General features: G+C 53.9%; 18 protein-coding genes. 14 read left to right on the top strand and 4 right to left on the bottom strand.

Annotation, left to right across the window (positions count from 1 at the left end; genetic code table 11):
• Nucleotides 1-98 precede the first annotated feature (98 nt).
• The 4 genes from QZ862_RS10325 to QZ862_RS10310 all read left to right on the top strand — a co-directional run bounded on the left by QZ862_RS10325 (nucleotide 99) and on the right by QZ862_RS10310 (nucleotide 5,333).
• Nucleotides 99-1,817, top strand: coding sequence for a type I secretion system permease/ATPase (locus QZ862_RS10325; protein ID WP_296099889.1), 1,719 nt, complete (start codon nucleotides 99-101; stop codon nucleotides 1,815-1,817).
• Between the two features lie 6 nt (nucleotides 1,818-1,823).
• A complete protein-coding gene (locus QZ862_RS10320) occupies nucleotides 1,824-3,143 on the top strand; it encodes an HlyD family type I secretion periplasmic adaptor subunit (RefSeq protein WP_296099594.1) in 1,320 nt (439 codons plus the stop codon).
• A 448-nt stretch (nucleotides 3,144-3,591) separates the two neighbouring features.
• Nucleotides 3,592-3,801, top strand: a complete 210-nt coding sequence (locus QZ862_RS10315) for a KTSC domain-containing protein (RefSeq protein WP_296099592.1) — start codon at nucleotides 3,592-3,594, stop codon at nucleotides 3,799-3,801.
• 791 nt (nucleotides 3,802-4,592) lie between these two features.
• A complete protein-coding gene (locus QZ862_RS10310; RefSeq protein WP_296099589.1) occupies nucleotides 4,593-5,333 on the top strand; it encodes an Ig-like domain-containing protein in 741 nt (246 codons plus the stop codon).
• Between the two features lie 245 nt (nucleotides 5,334-5,578).
• Here QZ862_RS10310 and QZ862_RS10305 read toward each other — a convergent pair whose 3' ends face one another.
• The gene (locus tag QZ862_RS10305; protein WP_296099586.1) at nucleotides 5,579-7,120 is read right to left on the bottom strand and encodes a right-handed parallel beta-helix repeat-containing protein; all 1,542 of its coding nucleotides are present in this window, start codon (nucleotides 7,118-7,120) and stop codon (nucleotides 5,579-5,581) included.
• Nucleotides 7,121-7,913: 793 nt separating this feature from the next.
• Here QZ862_RS10305 and QZ862_RS10300 point away from each other — a divergent pair.
• Together QZ862_RS10300 and QZ862_RS10295 are read left to right on the top strand one after the other, a co-directional pair.
• Entirely contained in the window at nucleotides 7,914-8,309 is a 396-nt protein-coding gene (locus QZ862_RS10300) for a glucuronosyltransferase (protein WP_296099583.1), read from the top strand.
• The gene (locus tag QZ862_RS10295; RefSeq protein WP_296081364.1) at nucleotides 8,306-8,794 is read left to right on the top strand and encodes a glycosyltransferase; all 489 of its coding nucleotides are present in this window, start codon (nucleotides 8,306-8,308) and stop codon (nucleotides 8,792-8,794) included. Before QZ862_RS10300 ends, QZ862_RS10295 begins: the two co-directional genes overlap by 4 nt.
• Nucleotides 8,795-9,711: 917 nt before the next feature.
• Here QZ862_RS10295 and QZ862_RS10290 read toward each other — a convergent pair.
• Complete coding sequence (locus QZ862_RS10290; protein ID WP_296016063.1) at nucleotides 9,712-10,068, bottom strand: hypothetical protein; 357 nt, start codon at nucleotides 10,066-10,068, stop codon at nucleotides 9,712-9,714.
• 308 nt (nucleotides 10,069-10,376) lie between these two features.
• Between QZ862_RS10290 and QZ862_RS10285 the strand changes: the two genes are divergently transcribed.
• From QZ862_RS10285 to QZ862_RS10260, 6 genes are all read left to right on the top strand, one after another.
• Nucleotides 10,377-10,706 (top strand): DUF2322 family protein, encoded by a 330-nt coding sequence (locus QZ862_RS10285; RefSeq protein ID WP_296099580.1) that lies wholly within the window; start codon nucleotides 10,377-10,379, stop codon nucleotides 10,704-10,706.
• A gap of 543 nt (nucleotides 10,707-11,249) precedes the next feature.
• Complete coding sequence (locus QZ862_RS10280) at nucleotides 11,250-12,566, top strand: MFS transporter (RefSeq protein ID WP_296016040.1); 1,317 nt, start codon at nucleotides 11,250-11,252, stop codon at nucleotides 12,564-12,566.
• A gap of 478 nt (nucleotides 12,567-13,044) precedes the next feature.
• Nucleotides 13,045-14,181: a PspA/IM30 family protein gene (locus QZ862_RS10275; RefSeq protein ID WP_296099578.1), complete on the top strand. Its 1,137-nt coding sequence runs from the start codon at nucleotides 13,045-13,047 to the stop codon at nucleotides 14,179-14,181.
• Nucleotides 14,182-14,185: 4 nt separating this feature from the next.
• Nucleotides 14,186-14,806: an OB-fold-containig protein gene (locus tag QZ862_RS10270; RefSeq protein ID WP_296099575.1), complete on the top strand. Its 621-nt coding sequence runs from the start codon at nucleotides 14,186-14,188 to the stop codon at nucleotides 14,804-14,806.
• A 16-nt stretch (nucleotides 14,807-14,822) separates the two neighbouring features.
• Nucleotides 14,823-16,487: a flotillin domain-containing protein gene (locus tag QZ862_RS10265; protein ID WP_296016044.1), complete on the top strand. Its 1,665-nt coding sequence runs from the start codon at nucleotides 14,823-14,825 to the stop codon at nucleotides 16,485-16,487.
• Between the two features lie 301 nt (nucleotides 16,488-16,788).
• Nucleotides 16,789-17,790, top strand: a complete 1,002-nt coding sequence (locus QZ862_RS10260) for a glycosyltransferase (protein WP_363315917.1) — start codon at nucleotides 16,789-16,791, stop codon at nucleotides 17,788-17,790.
• 103 nt (nucleotides 17,791-17,893) lie between these two features.
• Here QZ862_RS10260 and QZ862_RS10255 read toward each other — a convergent pair whose 3' ends face one another.
• Both QZ862_RS10255 and QZ862_RS10250 read right to left on the bottom strand, forming a co-directional pair.
• Nucleotides 17,894-19,192 (bottom strand): O-antigen polymerase, encoded by a 1,299-nt coding sequence (locus QZ862_RS10255; RefSeq protein WP_296099572.1) that lies wholly within the window; start codon nucleotides 19,190-19,192, stop codon nucleotides 17,894-17,896.
• 149 nt (nucleotides 19,193-19,341) lie between these two features.
• On the bottom strand, nucleotides 19,342-20,604 hold the full coding sequence (locus QZ862_RS10250) for a glycosyltransferase (RefSeq protein ID WP_296099570.1): 1,263 nt from the start codon (nucleotides 20,602-20,604) through the stop codon (nucleotides 19,342-19,344).
• Between the two features lie 180 nt (nucleotides 20,605-20,784).
• On the opposite strand from QZ862_RS10250, the gene QZ862_RS10245 reads away from it, so the two are divergent.
• Both QZ862_RS10245 and QZ862_RS10240 read left to right on the top strand, forming a co-directional pair.
• Nucleotides 20,785-21,984, top strand: coding sequence for a glycosyltransferase (locus QZ862_RS10245; RefSeq protein WP_296099567.1), 1,200 nt, complete (start codon nucleotides 20,785-20,787; stop codon nucleotides 21,982-21,984).
• Entirely contained in the window at nucleotides 21,981-23,051 is a 1,071-nt protein-coding gene (locus QZ862_RS10240; RefSeq protein ID WP_296099565.1) for a glycosyltransferase family 1 protein, read from the top strand. Before QZ862_RS10245 ends, QZ862_RS10240 begins: the two co-directional genes overlap by 4 nt.
• The last annotated feature ends 59 nt before the right edge of the window (nucleotides 23,052-23,110 follow it).

The following is a 23,110-nucleotide window of genomic DNA, read 5'->3' as shown; positions in this document are numbered from 1 at the left end:
GGAGAGTGCGCGCGCTGAGCTCACGCCGGCGTCGTGTTATGTATCTGTTGCAATGGAAACGAGGCGTATAAATCGTGTCGAAGTTTAATAAGCAAGCTTTGAACATCACCACCGGTGATGCATTGCGACGGTCTTGGTGGGCGTTCGTAGGTGTGGGGTTGGCGAGCGCGCTGATCAATATACTTTATCTGACCGGCTCGTTTTATATGCTGCAGGTCTATGACAGGGTTCTTCCAAGCAAAAGCCTCCCGACGTTGGTGTCGTTGTCTATCCTCGCTCTGCTGCTGTACCTGTTTCAGGGTTGGTTCGAGATCATCCGTAGCCGCATTCTTGTGCGCATCGCCGCATCTGTGGACGAGTTGCTGAACGGGCGGGTTTTCCAGGCCATGCTGCAGATGCCATTCAAGGCTCGGATTCCTGGCGACGGGATGCAGCCAATCCGCGATTTTGACCACATCCGTAGTTTTCTGTCGGGTATGGGGCCTCCCGCATTCTTCGATCTGCCTTGGCTGCCTTTCTATGTGGCGATTTGCTTTATGTTCCACCCGGTCATTGGCTGGATGGCGATTTTCGGCGCCGTCGTTCTTGCTGGCTTGACCTACCTGACCAATGTAAGTTCGCGCACCCAGTCCAAGCTCGCAAATGAATCGTCCAACGTACGGAATGGATATGCCTCTTTGTCCCTGCGCAACGCAGAGGTCATCCGCGCTATGGGTATGGCCGGCAGGGTGGGGCAGATCTGGGCAGAAAAGAATGGTGCGCACCGCGTCCTGATGTGCTCTGCGTCGGATGTCGGCAATCAATATGCCGCGATTTCCAAAATCTTCCGAATGGCGCTGCAATCGGCTGTTCTTGCAGCTGGTGCCATTCTCGTCATGGACGGCAGTGCATCCGCCGGGATTATGATCGCTGCGTCTATCTTGACATCGCGTGCGCTTGCCCCCGTGGAGCTTGCGATAGCCAATTGGAAAGGTTTTGTGACCGCACGCGACGCTTGGCGGCGTACCAGCGATGTTTTGACTGCCACGGCTGAAAAGGCGCCGCCGCTCAAGCTCCCGCGACCAAGCCGCGTTTTGACTGTCGAAAAGCTTGCAGGGACCGCGCCTGGCAACAAGGGTTTGATCTTCATCGACGTCGATTTTACGGTTCAAGCAGGCAGTGCCGTCGGCATTATCGGCATGAGCGCTTCCGGAAAATCGGCAATGGCGCGTGTTCTTCTGCAGCTCTGGCCCACCGTTCGTGGTTCCGTACGCCTCGACGGCGCTGAGCTCAGCCAATGGAGCACGGAAGACCTTGGGAAGTATATTGGCTATCTGCCTCAGGACGTCGAATTGTTTAACGGCACCATTGCCGAGAACATAGCGCGTTTTCAGGAAGACGCTTCACCTGCCTCGATCATTGCCGCGGCGAAGGCGGCGCGTATCCATGATATGGTGATCCGCCTGCCCAACGGCTACGATACGGAAATCGGTGAGGGCGGAACACTGTTGTCCGCCGGTCAGCGTCAGCGCGTGGCACTTGCGCGCGCCCTGTATGGCGAGCCCTTCCTGATCGTTCTAGATGAGCCAAACTCCAACCTCGACGCCGATGGTGAAGAAGCCTTGAGCGAGGCTATTCTGAGCGTGAGAGCCCGCGGTGGAATCGTGCTCGTCATCGCCCACCGCCCCAGCGTATTATCGAGCGTTGACCTCGTCATGGTGATGAATGGCGGCAGAATGAATGCCTTTGGCCCGAAAGATGAGGTTCTGGGGCGCGTTGTCAATAAGCCTGAGCGTCAGCTTCAGGTGGTTGTCGATACCACTAAGACGAAAAGCTAAGCGATCATGACCACATCCAAGATGCAGGAAAGAATGACTTCTGGCTGGGCCGAGAAATCCTTGCGCCGCCATTTGGTGGCAGTGCTGGCGGGGTCATTTGTTCTCGTCGGAGGGATCGGTGGCTGGGCCTACTCGCAGCAGATCGCGAGTGCTGTCATTGCCGCCGGTGTTGTTGTGGTCGATGGAAATGTAAAGAAGATTCAACACTTTAAAGGTGGAAATGTCAGCGAAATCTATGTGAGGGAAGGTCAGGAGGTCAAGGCAGGAGACGTTCTGTTCGAGCTTGATGGAACCAAGGAATACTCCTTGCGCGACCTGTACCAAGGGCAGCTGGTGCAGCTATATGTTCAACGTGCGCGGCTTATGGCGGAGATCAAGGGCGAAGACAAGATCATAGCCCCTCAGGACGTTCAGGGATTACCCGGGGTGGATGAGGTTCTGGCTCGGGAGCAGGATCTTCTGACGAGCCGTCGTCTTTCTCTCGAAGCCATGATCGAGCAGTTGAACTCTCGCCAGAGCCAGCTCGATGACGAGATCAGCGGTTATGATCTGCAGCTCAAGTCAAGCGATGATGCGGTTGCCTCTGCAAACCAGGAACTGGACATCCAGGAAAAACTTCTTGCTCAAAAAGTCGTCGGATCCCAGCGCATGCTTCAATTGCGGCGTGAGAAAGCAAGCTACGAAAGCGACCGTAGCAAGCTTATATCCGCACGCGCATCAGCTCTGACACGTAAGGGCGAAATCAAGGCTCAGCTGATCAACATCAGCCAGACACGACTAACGGAAACATCCACCAGTCTTGCGGATAATCAACGTCAAATCCTTGAGAACACCGAAAAGCTCAACTCGGTCAAAGACGAAATCGCTCGCCTTAAAATCACGACGCCCGTCAGCGGCCATGCTCTGCAACTGTCTGTCCACACGAAGAACGGCGTGATCGCACCAGGTCAAGATCTCGTTCTGATTGTTCCTGAAGATCAACAGTTGAACGTAGAAGCTCGCATTCAGACACGGGATGTCGATCAAATCCATCCTGGCCAAGAGGTGCGGCTCCGGTTTGCGGCGTTCAATCAAAGAACGACGCCAGAGGTCGAAGGTAAAGTCATGAATATTGGCGCGGATGCCATCACCGATCCGACGACGCGGCAGCTCTATTACCCTGTCAAAATTCAACCTGTACCGGAAAGCCTGGCAAAGCTCAAAGGCCTTGACCTCTATCCAGGAATGCCTGTCGAAGCGTTCGCTCACATCGAAGAGCGCACTGTTATGTCCTATCTTCTGAAGCCATTGCGTGATCAGATGGAACACGCCTTCAGAGAGGAATGACGATCAATCGCTAGCACGGCGAATTGTCAGTTTGAAAGCTTGTGACACATAGTCGCCTATTGGAGAGTTAGACAGCGTCTTAGCGTGCAACGCCTGCGGGAGCTTAGGCTTTGCGCGATGATGACAGAACGTTAGCCTTGCGGCAGTGCTCCATTCGATCCCAGCTAAGCCTCGCCGTCAGCCGCTCTCTTCATCTTTGACCTCAGACCCTAAGATGCTGGGCTGGGCATGAAATAGTGACTTCGGATGATCGCAAGCAACAGCTCAGCGTCTTATACAACGTTCGTCAGGCCGACGTTACGATAAGGTCTTCGCGTCGATAATGCTGGTTCAACATGCGCCAAAATTGAATATTTGGCTTTAGATTGCAATAACCAGTTCTTTTCACGGTAATTTTCGAGTTTTTGCTTAGGCTCTCATAAAAATAAAAATGATAATGGAGAGAAAAATGCAAAATCTATCGGTCAACTCTCGAATCGTAAAAGAAGTGTATTTTAGTCAGGAAGACGGGCAGCTGCGTATTCGCTTCCACAGTGGTGATGAGCGTCGATTCACCGGAGTGCCTGAAGCGGAGGTCATCGCCATGTGCGAGTCAGAGTCCCCCGGCAATTATTACATTGCCCGCATTCGGCGGCGTTTTCAGCCTCTCGCTGCATGAGGCATAGTCGCCAACTTCATTCATATAAATCCCGTCCGCGGTGTTGGGTTGGATCAATCCATCCTGATCAATTAAGCGGCATTGCCGCTCGGGTGATAAACGAACTGACCGCCAGCTATAGTAGACTGCAGGCGAAAATCCACTGACGAGTACTTTGGATTTATTGTGGTCGATTACTGCTGCCAATCAATCTGCCTATTGGCCAGTGTCAACGGCAGAGGCGATAAGACTTATATCATAGTATCTTACGTAAAAGCCGCTTAGCGACGGCCATGGAAATCTCGATCCCAGTAATTCGAGCCGAAATAATCTCAGGTTGCATAATTAGGGTTGTCAAATATTGTTCACGCAGTAGTCGCAATCAGAAAACTGCGACGATATATTATGTCAGTAAAAGACAGTATAGATATTTATTAGAAATCGCTATATTTCTAGAAAAGACGATGATCTTGGTAATTGCCAAGAACAGCTCATGGCCTCTAACCGGTGTGGAATTAGTCGAAAACTAATTTTCCCAAAATGGCACATCTTTTCCCCTCTTAAGCGGATCTGTGGTAGGGTTGAAGAATATTATTCGGATAATTGTTAGATTATTCTAATGTATGTCCGCTATTTAGCTAATGTCGGTTAATGAATAACCCAGAAATAGTCAGGAAATCGAGTAGAGTTTAGCTTTGTTTCTTCAGTTTGGTATTGACATTTAGTAACCTCCGATAGATGGTGAATAAGAAGTTAACTGGCATTAAAAATTGCCGGACTTTTATAAAAAATGGCCTCATGGAGAGATTATTATGGCGAAGCCTGTAGCAACAACCGACTACGATACCATCTATATCAATGACCCTGATGCAACGATTTCTGGTAACATTACGGCGAACGACTCCACCGACAATGGTCAAATTTTCCTTCGCTCTTTGAACGGCGTTAGCGTTGGCGCGAAGCAGGGCCTTGATCAGGTCACCATCATCGAAGGCACCTATGGCACCTTCAAAGTTAGCCCGAACGGCAATTATACATATACCCTCAAGGCAGACATCGGCCCGGTACCTGCCGAAGGCTTTGTCGAGAGAGTAGGATACAAGATTTCCGATAGCAGCAAGCAGACCGACTACGATTACCTCGTCATCACCATCAAGCCGGAACACACGAAGCCTGTGGCCGTCGATCAGTCCGTGTCGGTCAACGGCAACTCTGTGAGCGGTGACCTGACCGCTGAGGGTTACGTTTCCGTGAGCCGTGCTGGCGCTGAAAATCTTTTGACAGCAAACCCGAACGACTACAATTTCAAGTTCGTCCAGCCGGATGGCTCGACCGTCGTTTCTGGTCACTATGGTGATCTGCACATCCAGCGCGATGGTACATACACCTATGATCTGAATGATCTCGGCAAGGGTCTGACTCAAGCCGCAAGTGAAACTTTCCAGTTCCGTGTTTACGACGACGCATTTGGCGAGTTCCCGAACTCCCAGACAACCGATGTCGGCGTCTTGAAGATTTCCATTCCCCCTCACGGCGAGCCGGTTGGTGTTTGACGCCACCTTTGCCTAGTGAACAGGGATTATACCTTGTGAACGACGTATGATATTTACAATTCAGAGATCGTGGGGCCAACTTTAGGTCGTTCGAATTTCTGAAGTGTATTGAAGGGAAATTGGGCAGGAGCCCGCCATTTTATGGCGGGCTCTTTTTTTCAAGTGTGCGCACTAAAGTGTTGTTTCTGCCAGTACGTACAGACTGAGGAGGCGCATCAACAATGGCCGGTGATATTAGCCTTTAGCTATATAAATTGGTCTGCTGCGATCGACTTCGTTATGTGATCGGCATTGATCTCGATTGAAATATATCCGGTATCCAGAACACTGCCATTCGAAACCTTATACTGGAAAGATTCTTTAAGAGTGCCGGAGAGATGGTCGATGCGATCGGTCTTGACCGTAAAGCTGTAGTCACCATCACTTTCAATATGTAGAACTCCGTATTTCCCCTCAATGTTCATTGTAGACCCGTTCTTGAACGATGTGCCATTGAGATTGCGGAGGGATAGCACATCATTATCCGAATGATCGTTGGCGAGAACATTGCCGGAAAGAGACAGATGATGGGCGTCACTAAATTTTAGCACGTCGTTTACTGCGACGATGGCTTTAGACGGTGCCGTTGTCGGAGCCTGGCTTGGGACCGCTACGGTTATCGCATCCGCTTTTGCGATGACGAGTGCGTGGGGAAGCTCGACCTTGACCGGGGCAAGCACCTGACTCGCCGTCGTTAGAAATGTGCCGGAACTCTTGATCGGGGTTGAAATATAGATATCTCGACTGACGGTCTCGGTGATCTCATTTCCGTGAAAACTGCCGCTTGCAGGACGATCTACTTTCAGCGCTGCTTCGCTCAAGTCGTCGAAGTGGTTGCCCGAAATTTCAATGCCGCTGCGGACAAGTTTGTCTGTGCCTGCCGCGGTCACTGCGACACCCCAGACACCGTCATGAATGTGATTGCCGCTAATCACGTAGTTCTTAGCGTCAACCGTTTGCCCAAGGCCGATCCCGTAAGACCAGCTGTAGCCCTTATAGTCAGAAATGTCGTTATTCTTAATCGTTATATTCTGTCCCATGGCGCTGATGCCGAAGCCGCCACCTACGACGGTGTTTCCTTCGACCAAAGCGTTTTTAGCGTCGACGATAACGAGAACGCCTTTCGCACTGCCGTTCTCCCCGGTCATATCCATCACGTTATTTTTGACGACGATATTACTGCTGCCGTTGATCTGGACGGCGTCGGCATTGTGACCCTTTGCCTGGCTGACTGTGTTGCCAGTCAGAACCGCGCCTTTGACGTTGAGCATCCAGATTCCGTCACCGGATGTGCCCGATATGTGGCTATCCTTGATACTGATGTCGCTGCTGCTCTGGAAGCTAATCGAGCCAGCCCTTCCAGCCGTGCCGGTGTCAGTCACCGTGACGTTGTTCAGCGTCCAGTTACTTGCATTGCCAGCATAAATCGCATTGGTGGCCGTCTTTTCGATAGCAAGATTTTCGATAACGATGTTGGATGTTTTCGAGCCGTAGATGCCTACGTAGCCGCCCGAAAGGACTGGCGGTTCGCCAGAGCCGTAACTGCCGAAGGTTATGGGCTTTTCTACTGTTCCTGAGTACTTGATATCGAGTTGACCGTGATATTCGGTGCCGGCGCTGAACAGAACGACGTCGCCCGCTTTCAGTTTGAGGTTGTTTACAGCTGCCAGAGAGGCGAGGGCGCTACCTGCCGATGTGCCTGCATTTGCGTCGGAACCGGTTTCGGAATTGACATAATAGGTTTTCATTGATGCCGCCCTTGCTCGCGTTTCTGGGAACATCATCGCAAGGGCCGATTTCGGCACAGTAAAAAAAATAAATTGTATTTTACACAAGCCTAAATTTGTTAAAATCATAAAGCCAGGCCAGTAAAATTGAGAGATATAGTCGATAATTAGAAATATTTCTAAATATAATTTTCTTATTTATAGATTTATCCATGATAGGTCGCGCGGAAATATTTTGATATCGAATTAATTATTTTACCCATCGGAATAAAAGTGCATTTCGGCGTTAAGGGCTATCGAGTTTGAGAATGTATAGATATTTTTATCTGTTTATTTATACTGCTGTGAGGGTTTATATTTTGCACGCCGCTGAAATTTATCTTTTGACCCGAGCACAGCGAAGCAGCGTGCGCGCCAACATTCGCTGCGCCATCAGGCGGGGACCGTTTGTATTATTCGAATTCACTTAATTAGTATAGATTAATATAAATGAAAACATCTTATGATGTTTTCTATAACGATGTTCTGATCTTGAATATCTTTCAGGAATCTGTTTTTTATAAAGACCAAGATATACGAGAACTTGAATCTCCGCGTGAAAATTAGACTTAGCGAAGACTCAGTGGCTTGCACGCGATGTTGAGAAATATCTTGAGCTATAGGTGAGTTCAAGTCTCGCCTTGAATTTGAGATGGGGCGAGTGGGCAGCAATTGGATAAATTCCTTTTGAGATGGGTGATTTTCGTTGAAACGTAACGCTGAAAAACTCCATGTATTGGCAATTTCTTCGGGTGGCGGACACTGGGAGCAGCTTATGTTGGTTCTCGAGTCTTTCGAAAACGCAACATTTGCGTATGCCAACACGATCGAGGGGCTTGCCGAGAAGTCAGGTGTCTCACCTGCCTACATCGTCACGGATTGCAACCGCGACAGCATGATGCAGAATGTGCGATGTGCTCTCGATGTGCTTCGGGTCATTCGAAAAGAGCGCCCCGATATCATCATATCGACTGGCGCTGCACCGGGCATCATTGCACTGGCTCTAGGAAAGGTGTTTGGCGCGAAGACCATCTGGCTGGATAGCGTCGCGAACTCCGAAAAACTGTCGCTGAGCGGCAAGCTTGCGGGCAAGATTGCCGACCTTTGGTTGACGCAATGGAGCCATCTTGCCAGCGACAGAGGCCCGAAATATTTCGGGAGTGTTTTATGATCCTCCTGACGATCGGCACTCAGTTACCTTTTGATCGGTTGGTGAGGGCGGTTGACGAACTGGCGCTTAGGCTCGATGAGCCGATTTTCGGTCAGATCGGCAGTAAGGCGGAGTATGAGCCAAAGAACTTCGAGTATTGTCGGACTATGCGTCCGACCGAGTTTGATGGAAAGTTTCGCTCTGCACGGATTATTCTCTCCCACGCCGGGATAGGCACCGTGCTCTCGTCCCGTAAACACGGAAAGCCGATCGTCATCGTTCCGAGATTGGCGAAGTTCGGAGAGCACCGCAACGACCATCAACTTGCAACATGCGCGCAGCTTAAAAACAAGCAGGGGATTTACGTCGCTTCGGAGCTTGAAATGCTTTTTGACATTTTGTCCGCTCCCGCTCTTGACGTGCCTCTACATGGTGTCGTTTCGGCGGATAGAGCGCAACTGGTAAACGGAATCAGAGGATTCACACATAGCATCCTCTCTCGCTGAGGGGGCTTTCCGCCCGCGCAACTTGCGTCGTGCTCGGCCTTTGGTCTATCCGGGGCTTGATCTTGAAGAGCATACGATACTAGGGCGACCGTAAACGCCGATCATCACTGTCTTTCCGTGCTGCATTACGTTCGGCTGGTTCTAGCGGTCCTAGAGTGGGTAGGCTTGTGTAAGGCGAAGCGGCCGACGCCGACCCGAATGTGACATTTGAACGTATCGCCCGTTGCCAGGCTGCACTCAAATTCATGCCTTTTTGACGGGAATACTCGCCCCTTGCGTTTTCGGAGAAGCATCAAAATCCGCGAAAAAGATGCTGCGGATCCGTTCAGCCGACATTGAGCGTATTTGCGTCAGCTCGAGATTTATATTTTATCGCGTGCTGGCAGTCTTCAGCATATCAGGGAGCGGCTCACCGGTATTTTGAGTCAATCGTGCCACGCCGTGGATTCCTGCTGACCATACAGACAGCGAGACGACAACACTGAGTATCCAAATTTTGCTTCGATAAGTCATGTAACCCTCCTGGACCAGGAGAATTTGGCCAATAGAGGTTGCCATAGACTTAAAAACAGGAGAGTGGCGGCGGTAACGGGCGCCTGAATGCTATGATTTGCTCAGACGTGATGAAAGAAACATTAACAAAGAGAGTAAAAACTGAAAAAACTGAAAACTCTTTTTCGACTCTCAAAGCAGTCTAATCTTACTCGTTGCCGGTAGTCATCGGAGGATATCATCTCGAGACAGGTGATAATCTCGGCTGGTACACAACGAAACTGTGTTGATGGGCGCATCTTAGTCTTCCACGTGATCGAACTCCTGGACAAGGGAGAGTGGCGTGGCAGTCAGCGAGAAACAATCAAAGCCGCTTGGCACAAGCTGCTTTGATTGCTGCGTTGCAGACAAAACTGATCTGTTTCCTATGCTTCGACCGGTTCTCTCACATCATCCAGCAGAAAATGCACCGTGACATAACGCGTCGTGATCGTTTTGCCGCTGTCAGAAACGCTGTCTACGCTACCACCATCGGAAGGGTGCCACTTTTGGTAGTGCGGGTTGTTGGTAATCAACGTAATTGCCTCGCCGGTCCGCTCCCCATTCAGCCGGTAACGCGCCTCTGCCAGATGCCAGATTTTCTCGAAGTCGTCCTGCGTTATACGGGCCCGCAGGGCCTTTCTAGAAACCGGCTCTCTGGAGGTGCTGCCCTCCGCAGAGGGAATGTGCAGGTTAACCTCTTCGGCATTGTCCAGCAGAAACGAAAACTCCTCAGGCCACATCCGTCTCATCTATCTCTCCTCCCAAAGCCAATGATGTTACAGAGGCTTGATGATAGCGCTTGCGCTGCCAGAGGCAACGACCGATTTGTTGATCGGCAAAAATCACGAGCGGCTTCATTTGGATCGCTGGCCGGACTTCGAGCGCCGCGCGTCCAGTTGGACGCATAGAGGACGCACTGTCTGTCTGAACCAACTATCGTGCTTTCCTCGATTAGTGATTCCGATTCGGGTCCCGCTGCTTTGGGTAGCGACCAAGACATGAAGCTGATAAATCCGGCGCAAGACTGACATGACATCAGGAGTTCGCCATGATCAAGCCCGCCGCATCCTTCAAGGAAAACCTGCAACAGTTGCCGTCGATCGAAAGCCTTGATCGGATCAATCTTGTTGACGCCGACGGTAAGATTGTCGCGTCCATCGAAAATCAGCCAGGCAAACAGGGCTCGCTGGCAGTTTACCAATATCTCCAGCAATGCTTCGGCACGCTCAACCGGGACGCGGCGAGCCATGGCCTTGCGATTTTCGCCGAGCATACCGCCGACGCTAAAGAGCGTCCGGGCGCTCATCCCAATATCGACCGCTTGCTGGATATTATTGGCGGTGCGGCTCCCTTGACTATCGAGCTCGTAGCGCGCTGACAGAGATGGGCAGCCCGTACACGAGAGCTGGGCGTCAAACGGGGCATGTCGTTTTCCGGCTTTCATTCAATCATCCCTCGCAGGGGTAGTGGCAAGTTGAGGCCACGTGCGGCTTCGGTTGCGTTCCTTGGCGCAAGCTCGTTGGAACTTGCCGATAACGCCTCAGAGTGGACCCGACCCTTCCTTGAATGATGTCCGCCGGGAGAAATTCTAAACTTCTAGCCTGATCTCCTGTGCGATGCCGACGCGGGTGACCGCGCGTCTTACCGCGGCATTGGCAATCTTACTCGGGCCCATCATTTCCAGCTTAAAAAGCGATTGACAATGATCACAGGCCGTGTGCTGCGGCACTATTTACTGGTGGAAGTTTAATTGATAAGTGAATAGAACTAAATCGCGTTGTGCGGTTTCGTCTTCACGTCACGCTTCAAGCCAGGGGCTTCAGTCTTTCGACAGAAGCAGTGCCAATGCCCGACTAAGGGGAGGAGGCATTCACGCGAGGTCGAGACAAGCCAGCAAATCATGCCAGGGAGGTTCAATGTCATGATAAACCCAAAGAGTGCGCCCGCGGGGGCCACGAAGGTTCGTTACTTTATTCTTTTCATGTGCTTCGTTGGTATTTCGATCAATTATCTCGATCGAGCCAATATGAGCGTCGCTCTTCCCTTTATCGATCAGGAACTTGGTCTAAATCTCACCAACACGGAAAAAGGCCTGATCCTGGGCGCATTTTTCTGGGCCTATGACGGTATGATGCTGTTTGCCGGTTGGATCACCGATAAGCTTGGCGCGCGCAAAACCTTTTCGCTTGCCGCCATATGGTGGTCGGTCTTCACGGCGCTAACACCTCTGGCAAATAGCTTTTGGACCTTCTTTGCAGTTCGTTTCGCACTTGGCGCTGGTGAGGCCCCGGCTTATCCCTCTGCCACGAAAGCGGCGTCGCGCTGGTTCCCAAAAAGCGAAAGAGCTTTTGCGACTGCGGTGATCGATTCCGGCTCTCGCGTGGGAACGGTGCTTGCTCTTCCCATCGTCACTGCCATCATTGCGGTTGCGACCTGGCACTACTCCTTCATCATCCTCGGAGCGGTCGGTATCATCTGGGCCTTCTTCTGGTATGTCAGCTATCGCGATCCCACTGAGCACTCTCGCGCTAACGATCTCGAGCGGCGCTACATCATCGAAAATGGTGGGCGAACGGTCGAGAATGACGATCCGGAAGCTGCCAAGATCAAGTGGGTGGATCTGTTCAGATACCGCACCATATGGGGCATGATGATTGGCTTTTTCTGCCTGAACTTCGTCATCTATTTCTTCCTGACCTGGTTCCCGAGCTATCTGAAAACCGCCCGTGGTCTCAACCTGGCTGAACTGGGTCTTTACGGAATGCTGCCGGGTCTATCGGCCGTCGTCACAGCTTGGATCGCTGGTGCGCTTGCCGACCGAGCAATCCGCAACGGCGCCAATGTCACCACGGTGCGCAAGATCATCATGGTTGGTGGTATGCTTGGCGGCGCGGCCATTCTGCCGGCCTCGTTGACGCAATCGCTCTATATGGCACTGTTTTTCCTCGCGATTTCCTACAGCAGCCTTGCCATTGCAGCGACGGGCATATGGTCCTTGCCAGCTGACGTGGCGCCAAGCTCACGCCACGTCGCCTCTATAGGCGGCATCCAGAACTTTGCCTCGAATATCGCCGGCATCATCAGCCCGCTGCTCTTCGGTTATCTGCTGGACATGTTCGGCGGAAGCTACACGCCGTCCTTCATGATGGCAGCAGGCATGGCGCTTGTCGGCGCTTTCTCCTACGCCTTCATCGTCGGCCGCGCAGAGCCCCTCCCAATTCTGCCGCCGCGCTCCTGACGCTTACAAATTGAAAACCAGTCATGGTGGCTGTTTGGGCCGCCATGATTTTGGGAGCGCTGAATAGGCGGTAAGCGGGTACACACTGACGCCACCTCCATAATGTGCATATCGCCACCAGCAAAGCGTACTGCGGTCATTCACCCTCCCGTCGTACTATCTGCGGTGCTCTCATCGTATAGGACAGGCATTAGCCGGGACCGCCCTTTTGCGCGCTTTCTTCGGAGGCAGAAATTCGTCTCAGCGGGTGGGGCCATCCCTTACTTCCAATGCGCAAGACACGATCTCTTTCACACTCTTGAACGAGACAATAAGCTTCAATGCGCATCTGCATCCACTTGGTAGTGGGTTGGATTTTTCTTTTGGCGCAACGAGTTCCTATTATTTAGAATTCCTTTGGTTTAGCCCGATCAAAAAAATGCAACTTCAGACCGTATTGTTCTTGAAGTCACCAAAGTAGTGCTTTATGGTTTCTGTCATGGCTCATCCGTCCCACTCATCCATCATGCATTACAGGCTCATGCCTGACGAGGCAGCCGCGCAGGCGCTTTGCGATACTTTGTCGGCCTATGCCGTGATGATGACGATGCTGGATGAGCTGACGCGCGGGAAGTCTGGTGCGAATCTCGTGGCCTTGCACGATCTTGCCTATGAGAAAATTCGGATAGCGACAGGACTGCCCGCGCGGCTCGTCTCACTCGGTCTTCGTGATTTCGCCTCGGCGCGCATGCGTCCGGCTAGCATCGATGCACTGCCACTTGATGAAAAGCTATTCGCGATCAAAGGCCCTTCGACGCTGACGATCGCCACCGTCAGCGGACGTCACGCCGTTCATTACGACGTCTTGGGCTATTCTCGTGGCAGTCTCGACCTCTTCAACGCTCAACTCGTTGTGCGCAATGATTGTTATCAGATCGAAATCGGCGTCGATACGCGCGCCGGTCAAACGGAGGACACCATGACAGCGAATGAAAGCATTCTCTCCCGTATGGGGCGTCTGATCGCCGGTCTTGCGAACAATGCCGTCGATATGGCTGAAGGCGCGAACAAGATCGTGGTGGTGGAGCAGGCCTTGAGAGAAATCGATCAGGCTGCCGATGAGGCGCGCCTCGATATCGGCAAGGTGAAGGCGGAAGAGTACCGCATTCTCCGACGGCGTGGTGAGATCGATCAGGACTTGAAGTCGCTGGATGACAAGATTCGCACGGCCATAGCCTCGGATCGCGATGACCTTGCCAAGGCTGGGGTGGCGCGTCAGATCGATCTTGAATCCCAACTTGCGGCACTGGACAAGGCGTTGAGCGATGCCCATGATCAACTGGCCGAAGGTCAGCAGGCGCTTCAGGCCATTCTCGCCGCGCGCCGTGAGGCGGAGGCGAGACTCGCAGACTTGAAGCGGAGTAGCGCTCAATTTCCCACCGGTGCCGGGCCGTCTGGCGCCAAGGCCGGCTCCATGGAAAATGTCAGCCGGGCCGTTTCTGCAGTATCTCGCGTCACGGGCGTGCCAGGCGGGAGCGATGCAGGCAATAGCGCCGAACTCGACGAGCTTGACCGGCTGCACCGCGAGCAGGCGATCGCAGCAAGACTTGCAAAATTCAAGACCGGGCAGAGCTGACATCATGGAGCTCTTTCTTGCTCCTCATTCGCTGCCTTTTGCCATCGCGGCGGTGATGTTGATTGCATTGACCGTGATCGAAATGGCCTGTCTGCTGATAGGCTTTTCATTGGGTGAGGTGGTCGACAAGGCTTGGCCGGACGATATGGCCGGGCTGATGTCCTGGCTGAATGTCGGCGGGGTGCCGGTGCTCATTCTGTTGATGATCATCCTCGGCATTTTCGCCATGACCGGCTTCGTTTTGCAGGCGGTTGCGAGTGCCATCTGGACTCCGCTTCCCGCCCTCATCGCGATCCCGACCGCCCTTGCAGGATCCGTGCCGACCATCCGCGTTGCAAGCAGATGGGTCGCTCGCCTCGTTCCCCGCGACGAGAGCTATGCAGTCGATCTGGCAGACCTCGTCGGCCGGACTGCGGAGGTGACGGTCGGCCCTCTTGATCAGGCTTTGCCAGGGCGCGTGCGGTTGAAGGATCGATACGGCAACTGGCATGTCCTACGTGCGAAAGCTGCCGCCGAGGAAGCCCCGATCGCCATAGGAGCCAAAGTCCTTCTCGTCGATCGCAACTCCGACATTTTCATTGCCATCCCGGTGCCGTCCGATCTCGACGTACCGCAGACTTCATAGCATTTAAGGAGCTCGCATGTTTTACGATCTTTTGGTGCCAGCGGCGATAGGTGTCGTCCTCGTCCTTGGCGTCGGTTTTGTTCTGGCATCGCTCTACAGGCGATCCAGCCGCGACGAAGCCTATGTTCGCACCGGCTTGGGTGGCCAGAAAGTGGTTCTGGATGGGGGCTCGCTTGTCCTGCCGATCTTCCACTCCACTGCGCGGGTCAATTTGAAGACGCTCCGGCTTGAGGTTCGGCGTGGCGAAGGCGACGCCCTTATTACCAAAGACCGCATGCGTGTGGACATCGGCGCGGAATTCTATGTTCGCGTCAAACCGGACGCGTCGTCGATCGCGCTTGCCGCTCAGACGCTTGGCGACAGAACCAACGACGCAGAGCAGCTGCGTGTGCTGATTGAAGCGAAGTTCGTCGACGGCCTGCGTTCCGTGGCTGCCACGATGACGCTGGATGCTCTGCAGGAGCAGCGTATGGATTTCGTCAAAGCGGTACAGGAGGCGGTCGGAGCCGACCTGCAATCCAACGGTCTCGAACTTGAATCCGTCTCTCTTACGCGTCTTGACCAGACCGATATCAAACATTTCAACGCCAATAATTTCTTCGATGCGCACGGCTTGGCAGCGCTCACGCGCATCACTGAGGGCCGCAAGAAGGAGCGAAACGAGATTGTCCGCGATACGGAAGTTGCGATCGCACAGAAGGATCTCGAGGCGCGCCAGCAATCCCTGTTGATCGAGCGCACGAAACGTGAAGCCGAGCTCAACCAGGAGCGCGATATCGCCAACAAGTCCGCTGCCACGCGCGCGGAGACGGCCCAGCAGGAGCAGGCCGCCAAGCGTGCAGAGGAGGAAGCAAGAATTGCTGCGGAGCAGGCAATCGCAGAGCGTGAAGCTCTGGCCAAGCAGGCCCGCGAGAGCGCCAACATCGACGCCACCCGTGCCGTACAGCAGCGCGAGACTGAGGCGCGCCGCGACCTTCAGATCGTGACCCAGGAGAGCGCGATCGCAGTTGCCAATAAGAGCCGGCAGGAATCGGAGGCCAAGGCATCCGCTGAAACGGCGCGCGCCTTGGCAATTGCCGCGGAAGAAAAAGTCGGCACTGCGAAAGCGGTGGAAATCGCCGAGCGCGAAAGACAGATTGCCATTATTGACGCGCGCAAGACGGCCGAAACGGACGCCACGGCCATAAAGGTCGGCGCCGAAGCAGAAAAACAGGCCGCGATCGACCAGGCTGATGCCATCAAGACGCTGGCGACAGCCGAAGCAGAAGCCGCGATTATCAAGGCCAAAGGCGTGCTGGAGACCGGCAAGGCCACGGCAGAGAGCGAGGCTTTGCTCAATGAAGCGCGAAACAAACTGAGCTCCGCCATTATCGAATACGAAATCCTGCGCGAACGGATCCGGATCATTCCCCAGGCGCTCGCCGAGGCGGTCAAGCCGATCGAGAAAATTTCCGATATCCGCATCTTCGATACCGGCGGCATGCTTGGCCGTGGCGGGGAGGCCGGTTCCACGGGCAATATCGGTTTCGGCGAGGGGCTGGCCGGCCAGCTTCTGGCCTATCAGGCAAACAAGCCGATCGTCGACCAGCTGCTGAAAGAGGCGGGCTTCGAAGGTGAGAACGCTGTTTCCTCACTGCTTGGAAATCTGCAGAAGGAACGCCCGAAGGACGTCAAAGAGTGAATTGATTGATCGTTGGCTGGCAACATTCGCCTGAAACCGGTTGCCAGCCGGCATGTACCAGGAGCCGAGGCTGGGCTGATCGGGCGCATCGCAGAACCCGTTCGGCTTGCCTGCCATCTTGGCGGCGGCATGCTTTGCGCTCTCCTCGGTGTGCGATTGTCAAGCCGGATAGGGTTACAGCCTCACACAAGGCTTCCTCAATAATCCTGTATCGACATACCAGCATGATTGTCGCGGATATCGAGATGCGAGTCCCAAACGGCTGGAAAATCCGCCAATCTTTCCGAGGACGATTCTGTCGATGAACATGTTTCCAAACAGCATGGAAAAAATTCGAGACGACTCTCGCAGCGACGGCGTTGATGTTGTCATACGAACCAAAGACAGGCCCTTGTTGCTAAGGAGAGCGCTCAGAAGCGTTCTCGACCAGGAATACGAAAACTGGCACATTCATCTCATCAATGATGGCGGCTGTGTCGAAACCCTTGACGCGCTGCTGGCGGAATTCCTGGAGCAGATCCGCTCGGAGAGATTGACGGTCGTTCATAATCCAACAAATCTCGGCACCAGTGCCGCAGCCAACAAGGGCGCTCGTCTGGGACATCTCCCTTTTCTCGTGATCCATGACGATGATGACAGCTGGCATCCCGCTTTTCTGGCGTCCGCAACCTCTTTTCTCCTCGATCCGGAGAACCGGCGGTTTGGAGGATTTTTGAGCAAGTGGAACCAGATCGATGAAGTGATAAACGGGACCGACGTCATCGGGGTTGGATCGACGGTCAAAGGCTACGACGGAGCCGCTCTCGATTTCCTCGATATTCTGCGAAGGCCCGAAATCCCGCCGATCGCGCTGGTCTTGAGACGAAATGTTTGCGAGCGCATCGGCTACTTCAACGAAAACCTTCCGGTGATCGAAGACTGGGACCTCAATCTGCGCGCGTTACAGATTGCCGATATAGCTTTGACACCTGAAGCACTGGCGAACCACCACATTCGCCGGCACGATGTCGGCCATTACAACAACACGGTCACAAAATCTCTTCCGGCTCATTTTCTCTATAATACGATTTACAGAAATGCGCTTCTCCGACAGAATCTCAACCACAATCCCGATAACATCGGCATTATGATGGGGTTGGTTCGCGATACGGAAGAGGCAAGGCGAAATCTCAGCGAGCTTACCATCGCCTCCCATCAGGTTTTGCTGGCAAACCAGCAGGAGATGATGAGCAAGCTCGACAAGCTCGATAACGATATTAGAGCGATCAAGGATGTCCTCGAGGCGTATATTCAGCGAGGCTAGACGTTGGCCGACAGAATGGGGCGTACGCCGATAACTCTCCATCCTTTGCTCTAAGGCGTAAATCCCGACCGGCAGCGCCTGAGCGATGGCTTGTGAGCCAACTCTAGCTGGAGGGAAGCTTTTCCTCATTCGATCGGTCTGGAACGGTCAGAAGCCAGGATAGAACAAGACCGCCGATCAGCCACGCCGTCACGACGTAGACATAGTAGAAGCTTGGCGTGAAGACCGTGTTGAACATGAAGAGAAACGCGATGTAGCCGCAGGCCACGCGGCGTACACCGAGCGCATTGCGCGGCAGGCCGGTGTGAACCCACAAATGAAGCTTGCCGAAATAGAAGCCGAACAAAGTCGCGGCAAAGATCACACCGGGAATACCGAAATTCAGATAGGCCTCGCCAAAGAGCGTCGGTCGCAGACCCGCATGAAACTCCGGGTCGAGGCCTGCAAGCGTGGTGGTGATGACGCCGGTTCGGTAATCGTTTCTAAACTCGCTGATCGAGGCTGGTATGAGCGCGGTATAGCCGGCAAGATAGGTCATGCCGTGATAGAACTGCCCTTTGAAACCGCTCAAAATCCAAGCGTAGTCTCGAAAGTCGGAGAAGTTGTTACCGTAGAAGATTTGAGCCGTGAGGCTGTCGAGCAGGCCCGGTCCTACCTGCCCGTCCGCGCTTGAGCGCAATATGCCAATGCCAATTGCCACGAGGATGAAGGCAGTTGCCGAGAGACCGAACACCAGAAGGTTTCTATAGCGGTAGGCGATGATGACGCAAATGACAAAGGCGAAAAGAGCCTCGATGCTGGCTCCACGCGTGCCGATCATCAGACCAAGCGCACTGCAGAAAACACCCATGGCGATAAACAGGCGACCGCGACCGAAACCGTAGACAAGCAGGCTGATCGCCGTAGTGGGCAGGATGACGGAGTAGAGATTGATGACTGGACGGATCGACGGGTTCTCGAAAGCAAATTCCCGCCCCTCGAATGGGCGTACTCCGAGACCGAAGAGGCCCGCCGTCGCCAAGAGAATGATTAGAAATGACAGCCACGCTCCGGTCCGTGTCTGCCAGAAAGAGTAGCCGCTTTCGATAAAGTCAAAGAGATAGCTTCGACCGGAACTGAAGGCCGCAAGAGCCATGCCGACGATCATGAATACGACGCCGAGAACCGAAAGAAAGAAGGCTTGGTCTATATGCTGACGGATGACAAAAAGCGCATTGCCAACCGCTTCGATATTCTTGTCCGATCCGGCGAAGATCGGCATGATGAGTACCGGTAGAACGGTGTAACGGAGCCAGAAGTAGGACGATAAGGTCAGGACGCCCCATTTGAAGAACGAGCTGACGTAATAGATGAGAAAGATCAGCCAGCCGAGAATGAGGATGAGCCAGGCGAGATTGGACATTTCCAAACCTTGTTCACGTGTCTGGCACTGAGTGACGGCCAGTTGAACCTGTGTTCTCGGTTCAGGCTACGTCGTTGACCTCAACATGCCCGCAATCTCTTAAGATATTGTTGACCATGTTCGGGAGAGCTGCGACAGAACGCATCTCGTCAAGACCGCATGGCGTTTTTACGCGTCACCGTGCCCATAGCAAGCTGGGTGAGGATTTGTTCCAGCCTGTCGTAGTATCGGGATTGTTCCGCCGTGCCATCGAAGCCGGCAATGCCCGGAAAGAGTTCGTCGCGCCTTTGCCACCACTGCTCTGGCCCGATCGACACCGCCTTTTCAAGCATGTTCAAAAGAGCACCACGCTTGTGAGGGTCATAGCACCAGCCAGTTCGCCCCTCCTCAAGGATTTCAGGCGTTCCGCCACGGTTGGTGCCGATCACCGGAACGCCGTAGACGGCTGCTTCGACCAGAATCCGGCTTTGCGGTTCGTGCCATAGCGAAGGAACGACGATTGCATCGGCGATGCGGTAAATTTCCTGCGGCGTGACGAAGCCGCGAAACTCAATATTTGGCGAGGATGCGAGACGTTTGAGACGGTCTTCCTCTCCAGAACGTCCGCGACCGGCGATAACCAGACGCGCCTTTGCTCCCGAGGGCAGGCCGTTGAAAGCTCCGACGAGATCGGCAATTCCCTTTTCTTTTGCCAAGGCTCCCAGATAGCCGAACGTAAAGGTTTGGTCTGCGGGTCTGCTTCGCCCGATGACGCTCTTATCGAAGGAATGGAGTGGTGTGTTCTTGTTATGCATCACATGCCAGTCGGCTTGTGAAAGAACTCCGTTTTCGAGAAAGCGCTGCTTAACGAAGTGACTGACCGCAATCACCGTCATTCCCTCGCCCCGCATTTTCAGGCGACGGTTGATGAGGCTGCAATCGAGGCAAGGCTTTTCGCAATTGTCCTCTCTGCGAAACATGCTGGTCTTGGGACAGAGCATCGCATAATCGCGCAGGTGAAGGCAGACGGGAATACTCGCATCTTCGGCCGCATGAAACAGAGCGGGCTGCATGGAAGACGAGTTTTGCGCATAAATGAGATTGAAGTTCTCGTCCTTGAAGAACTGCGTCAACCCCTTTACGCAGAGCGCACCGAGCGCTGTTCGCAGGTGCCAGCGGGCACGATGCGCAACACTGACCGAAGGCTTGCGAGGACCTGGAAGGTAACTGTTCTTCCAGGGGAGCCGGACGACGCGGATGTTGCTCGCCAGTCTTGTTTCTCCGGGCGGTACCAGCGGGTCGCCCTCTTTTCCGAGTGCGAGGACCGTTACGTCGTGTTTCTTGGCGAGTTCGATCGCTCCGGCGCGTGCCGACATCTCGGCGCCGCCCTCTTCCTGGGGGGCAAAAGTCTGCGATACGATGCAGATTTTCACACGCGTTGTCCCTCTCCGTTGGGAAGTGTTCGTTACGATTGAAACTAAATCGCAAATAACTCTTTAAATATGTTGAATAAACGTTCGTTGAGAAAGCCGCGTTACAGTCGCGTCATCTATCACCGGCTCCTTTCTTTCACGATGTGAGGGAGGCGTGTCCGGCAAAGCGGTGGCGAATTGATGAATTCTGTTTTACTTAACAGTTGGACGACCAACGTCAAGAAACTGCGCATCCGCGCCAAAGGCGGTCGTCCAGGGGAAGAGGAAATGAGGGTTCTGCACGTCTTTGAAACGCTACCGGGCGGGCCAGCAACCTATCTGAATGAAGTCGTGCCTCACCAGATCGCCAAATACGGCGCGAAGAATGTCCGTGTCCTCGTGCCCGATGCCCATCTTTCGCATGTGCAGAACATACCATCATCCTGCATCATAACCTTCAAGAGACAGGGACGCTACAAATCGCTTCCCGCGCTGGCGCGTGCGGTAATGGCCGAGGTGAAATCGTTCCGTCCGGATGTGGTGCATGCCCATTCAACCTTCGCAGGTGCGGTCACGCGCGCCATCGGCGCGCTCAGCAGGCGTTTCCCGCCCATCATCTATTGCGCGCATGGCTGGTCGTTCGACATGGAGACACTCGGGCCTTTGCGTCTGGTTGCACGATGGGGTGAGCGATTGCTTGCGCCATTTTGCCAGAAGATCGTTGCCATCTCCCAGCACGAATATGACAGGGGCGTTGAAATCGGCATCTCGCCGAGCCGTATGGTGGTGATCGAAAACGGATTGTCGCGGAAAAATCCTGTCGCGGTTCCTGCCGAATGGAAGGATCCGATCACCAAGGTTCTGTTCGTCGGACGTCTCGATCGTCAAAAGGGCGTCGATATTCTGTTGAAATCCGCAGCCACGCTTGAAGGTAGGGCGAGCTTCAAAGTGATCGGCGCGACGGTCACGACAAAGAGCGAGCAGAATGCGGTCTCGTTTGTTCCCGACAATGTCGAGCTTCTCGGCTGGAAATCTCCGATGGAAATTGCCGGATATCTTGCCGCATGCGATGTGGTCGTCATGCCATCGCGCTGGGAGGGTTTCGGTCTCGTCGCGCTGGAAGCCATGCGTGCGAAAAAGCCTGTCATCGCATCCGCCGTCGGCGGCCTTCGTCAGATCGTCCGGCACGGACAAACCGGTTTTTTGTTTCCGTCCGGCGACAGCGCGGCATTGGCCGAAGCAATTCTCGGGCAGGATGCTGCAGGCTGGCGGGATATGGGGTTAGCCGGGTATCGACGTTTCCACGCACGATATCAGAGCGACAGAATGAATGATGAGCTGATTGCTCTTTATGACGAGGTTTTGAGAAAAGAAACCGCCGGAGAGCGTGTTCTCGTATGACCGTCTTCATCAATGGCCGCTTTCTGACGCAAAAGACGAGCGGGGTTCAACGGTTTGCCAGAGCGATCGTCACGGCGCTCGACAAGCGGCTTGCTGAGCAAGCAGCAACGGACGACTGGATTATCCTGACGCCGGAAGGCGTTGTGGAGGAATTGCCGCTACAGACCATCGAGCAACGGACCGTGGGTGGCCTTTCCGGTCATGCATGGGAGCAGACGAACCTTTATGCAGCGGCGCGACGGGGCAGGCTCCTGAACCTTTGCAACAGCGGTCCCGTCCTGCATTCACGCGCGGTCACTGTCATTCACGATGCAATGATCTTTCGCACGCCCGAAAACTTTTCCCGTAAGTACCGTATGGCGCATGGCACGCTAGGACGCGTCCTGGCGCGTCGTGGCAGGATTGCTACTGTGTCCGATTTCTCCAAGCGGGAGTTGGAGGCCACCATTGGCGCGAGGGACGTCGCCGTTGTCCACAATAGCAGCGAGCACATGGCGGCGATCGGAAAGGACGAGTCAGTGATTGCCCGGCTGGGTCTGGACGGGCAACCTTTTCTTCTGTTTGTCGGCTCGCCGACACCAAACAAGAATATTGGTCGCGCGATCGAGGCGATCCGCATGATGGGGCCTCGAGCGCCAAAGTTCGTCGTTGTTGGAGCCGTTGCCTCAAGCGTTTTTCAAGCCGGGACCGATGTCGAAAGGCCGGAGGATGAGAAGGTGATTTTCACCGGACGCCTGTCCGACGAGGAAATCGCTGCGCTTTATTCCCGTGCGACGGCTCTCTTCTTTCCCAGCCTTTACGAGGGTTTCGGCATCCCGCCGCTTGAGGCGATGTTCCTCGGTTGTCCGGTGCTGTCTTCCAATATTGCCCCCGCTCGGGAAGTGTGCGGCGATGCCGCCCTGTTCTTCGATCCGCTGCGCCCTGCGGACATGGTGAGGGCTGTGGACGAGTTACTGCAAAACCCTGAAGGTCGCGTATCGATGATTGAAAAAGGCTATCGACGTGCAGCCGGGTTTTCCTGGGATATGAGCGCAAAGCGGCTTGTCGATATTATTGGGCAGATTTAAATAAATTAAAGATACAGGCGTGCAATGGTGGATCGCCCTTAAGAGGCGGTTTAAAGAAA

Source organism: uncultured Agrobacterium sp., assembly GCA_913777615.1.
In the GTDB taxonomy this organism is placed as follows: domain Bacteria; phylum Pseudomonadota; class Alphaproteobacteria; order Rhizobiales; family Rhizobiaceae; genus Agrobacterium.
This window is presented reverse-complemented; position numbering and strand designations above follow the sequence as displayed.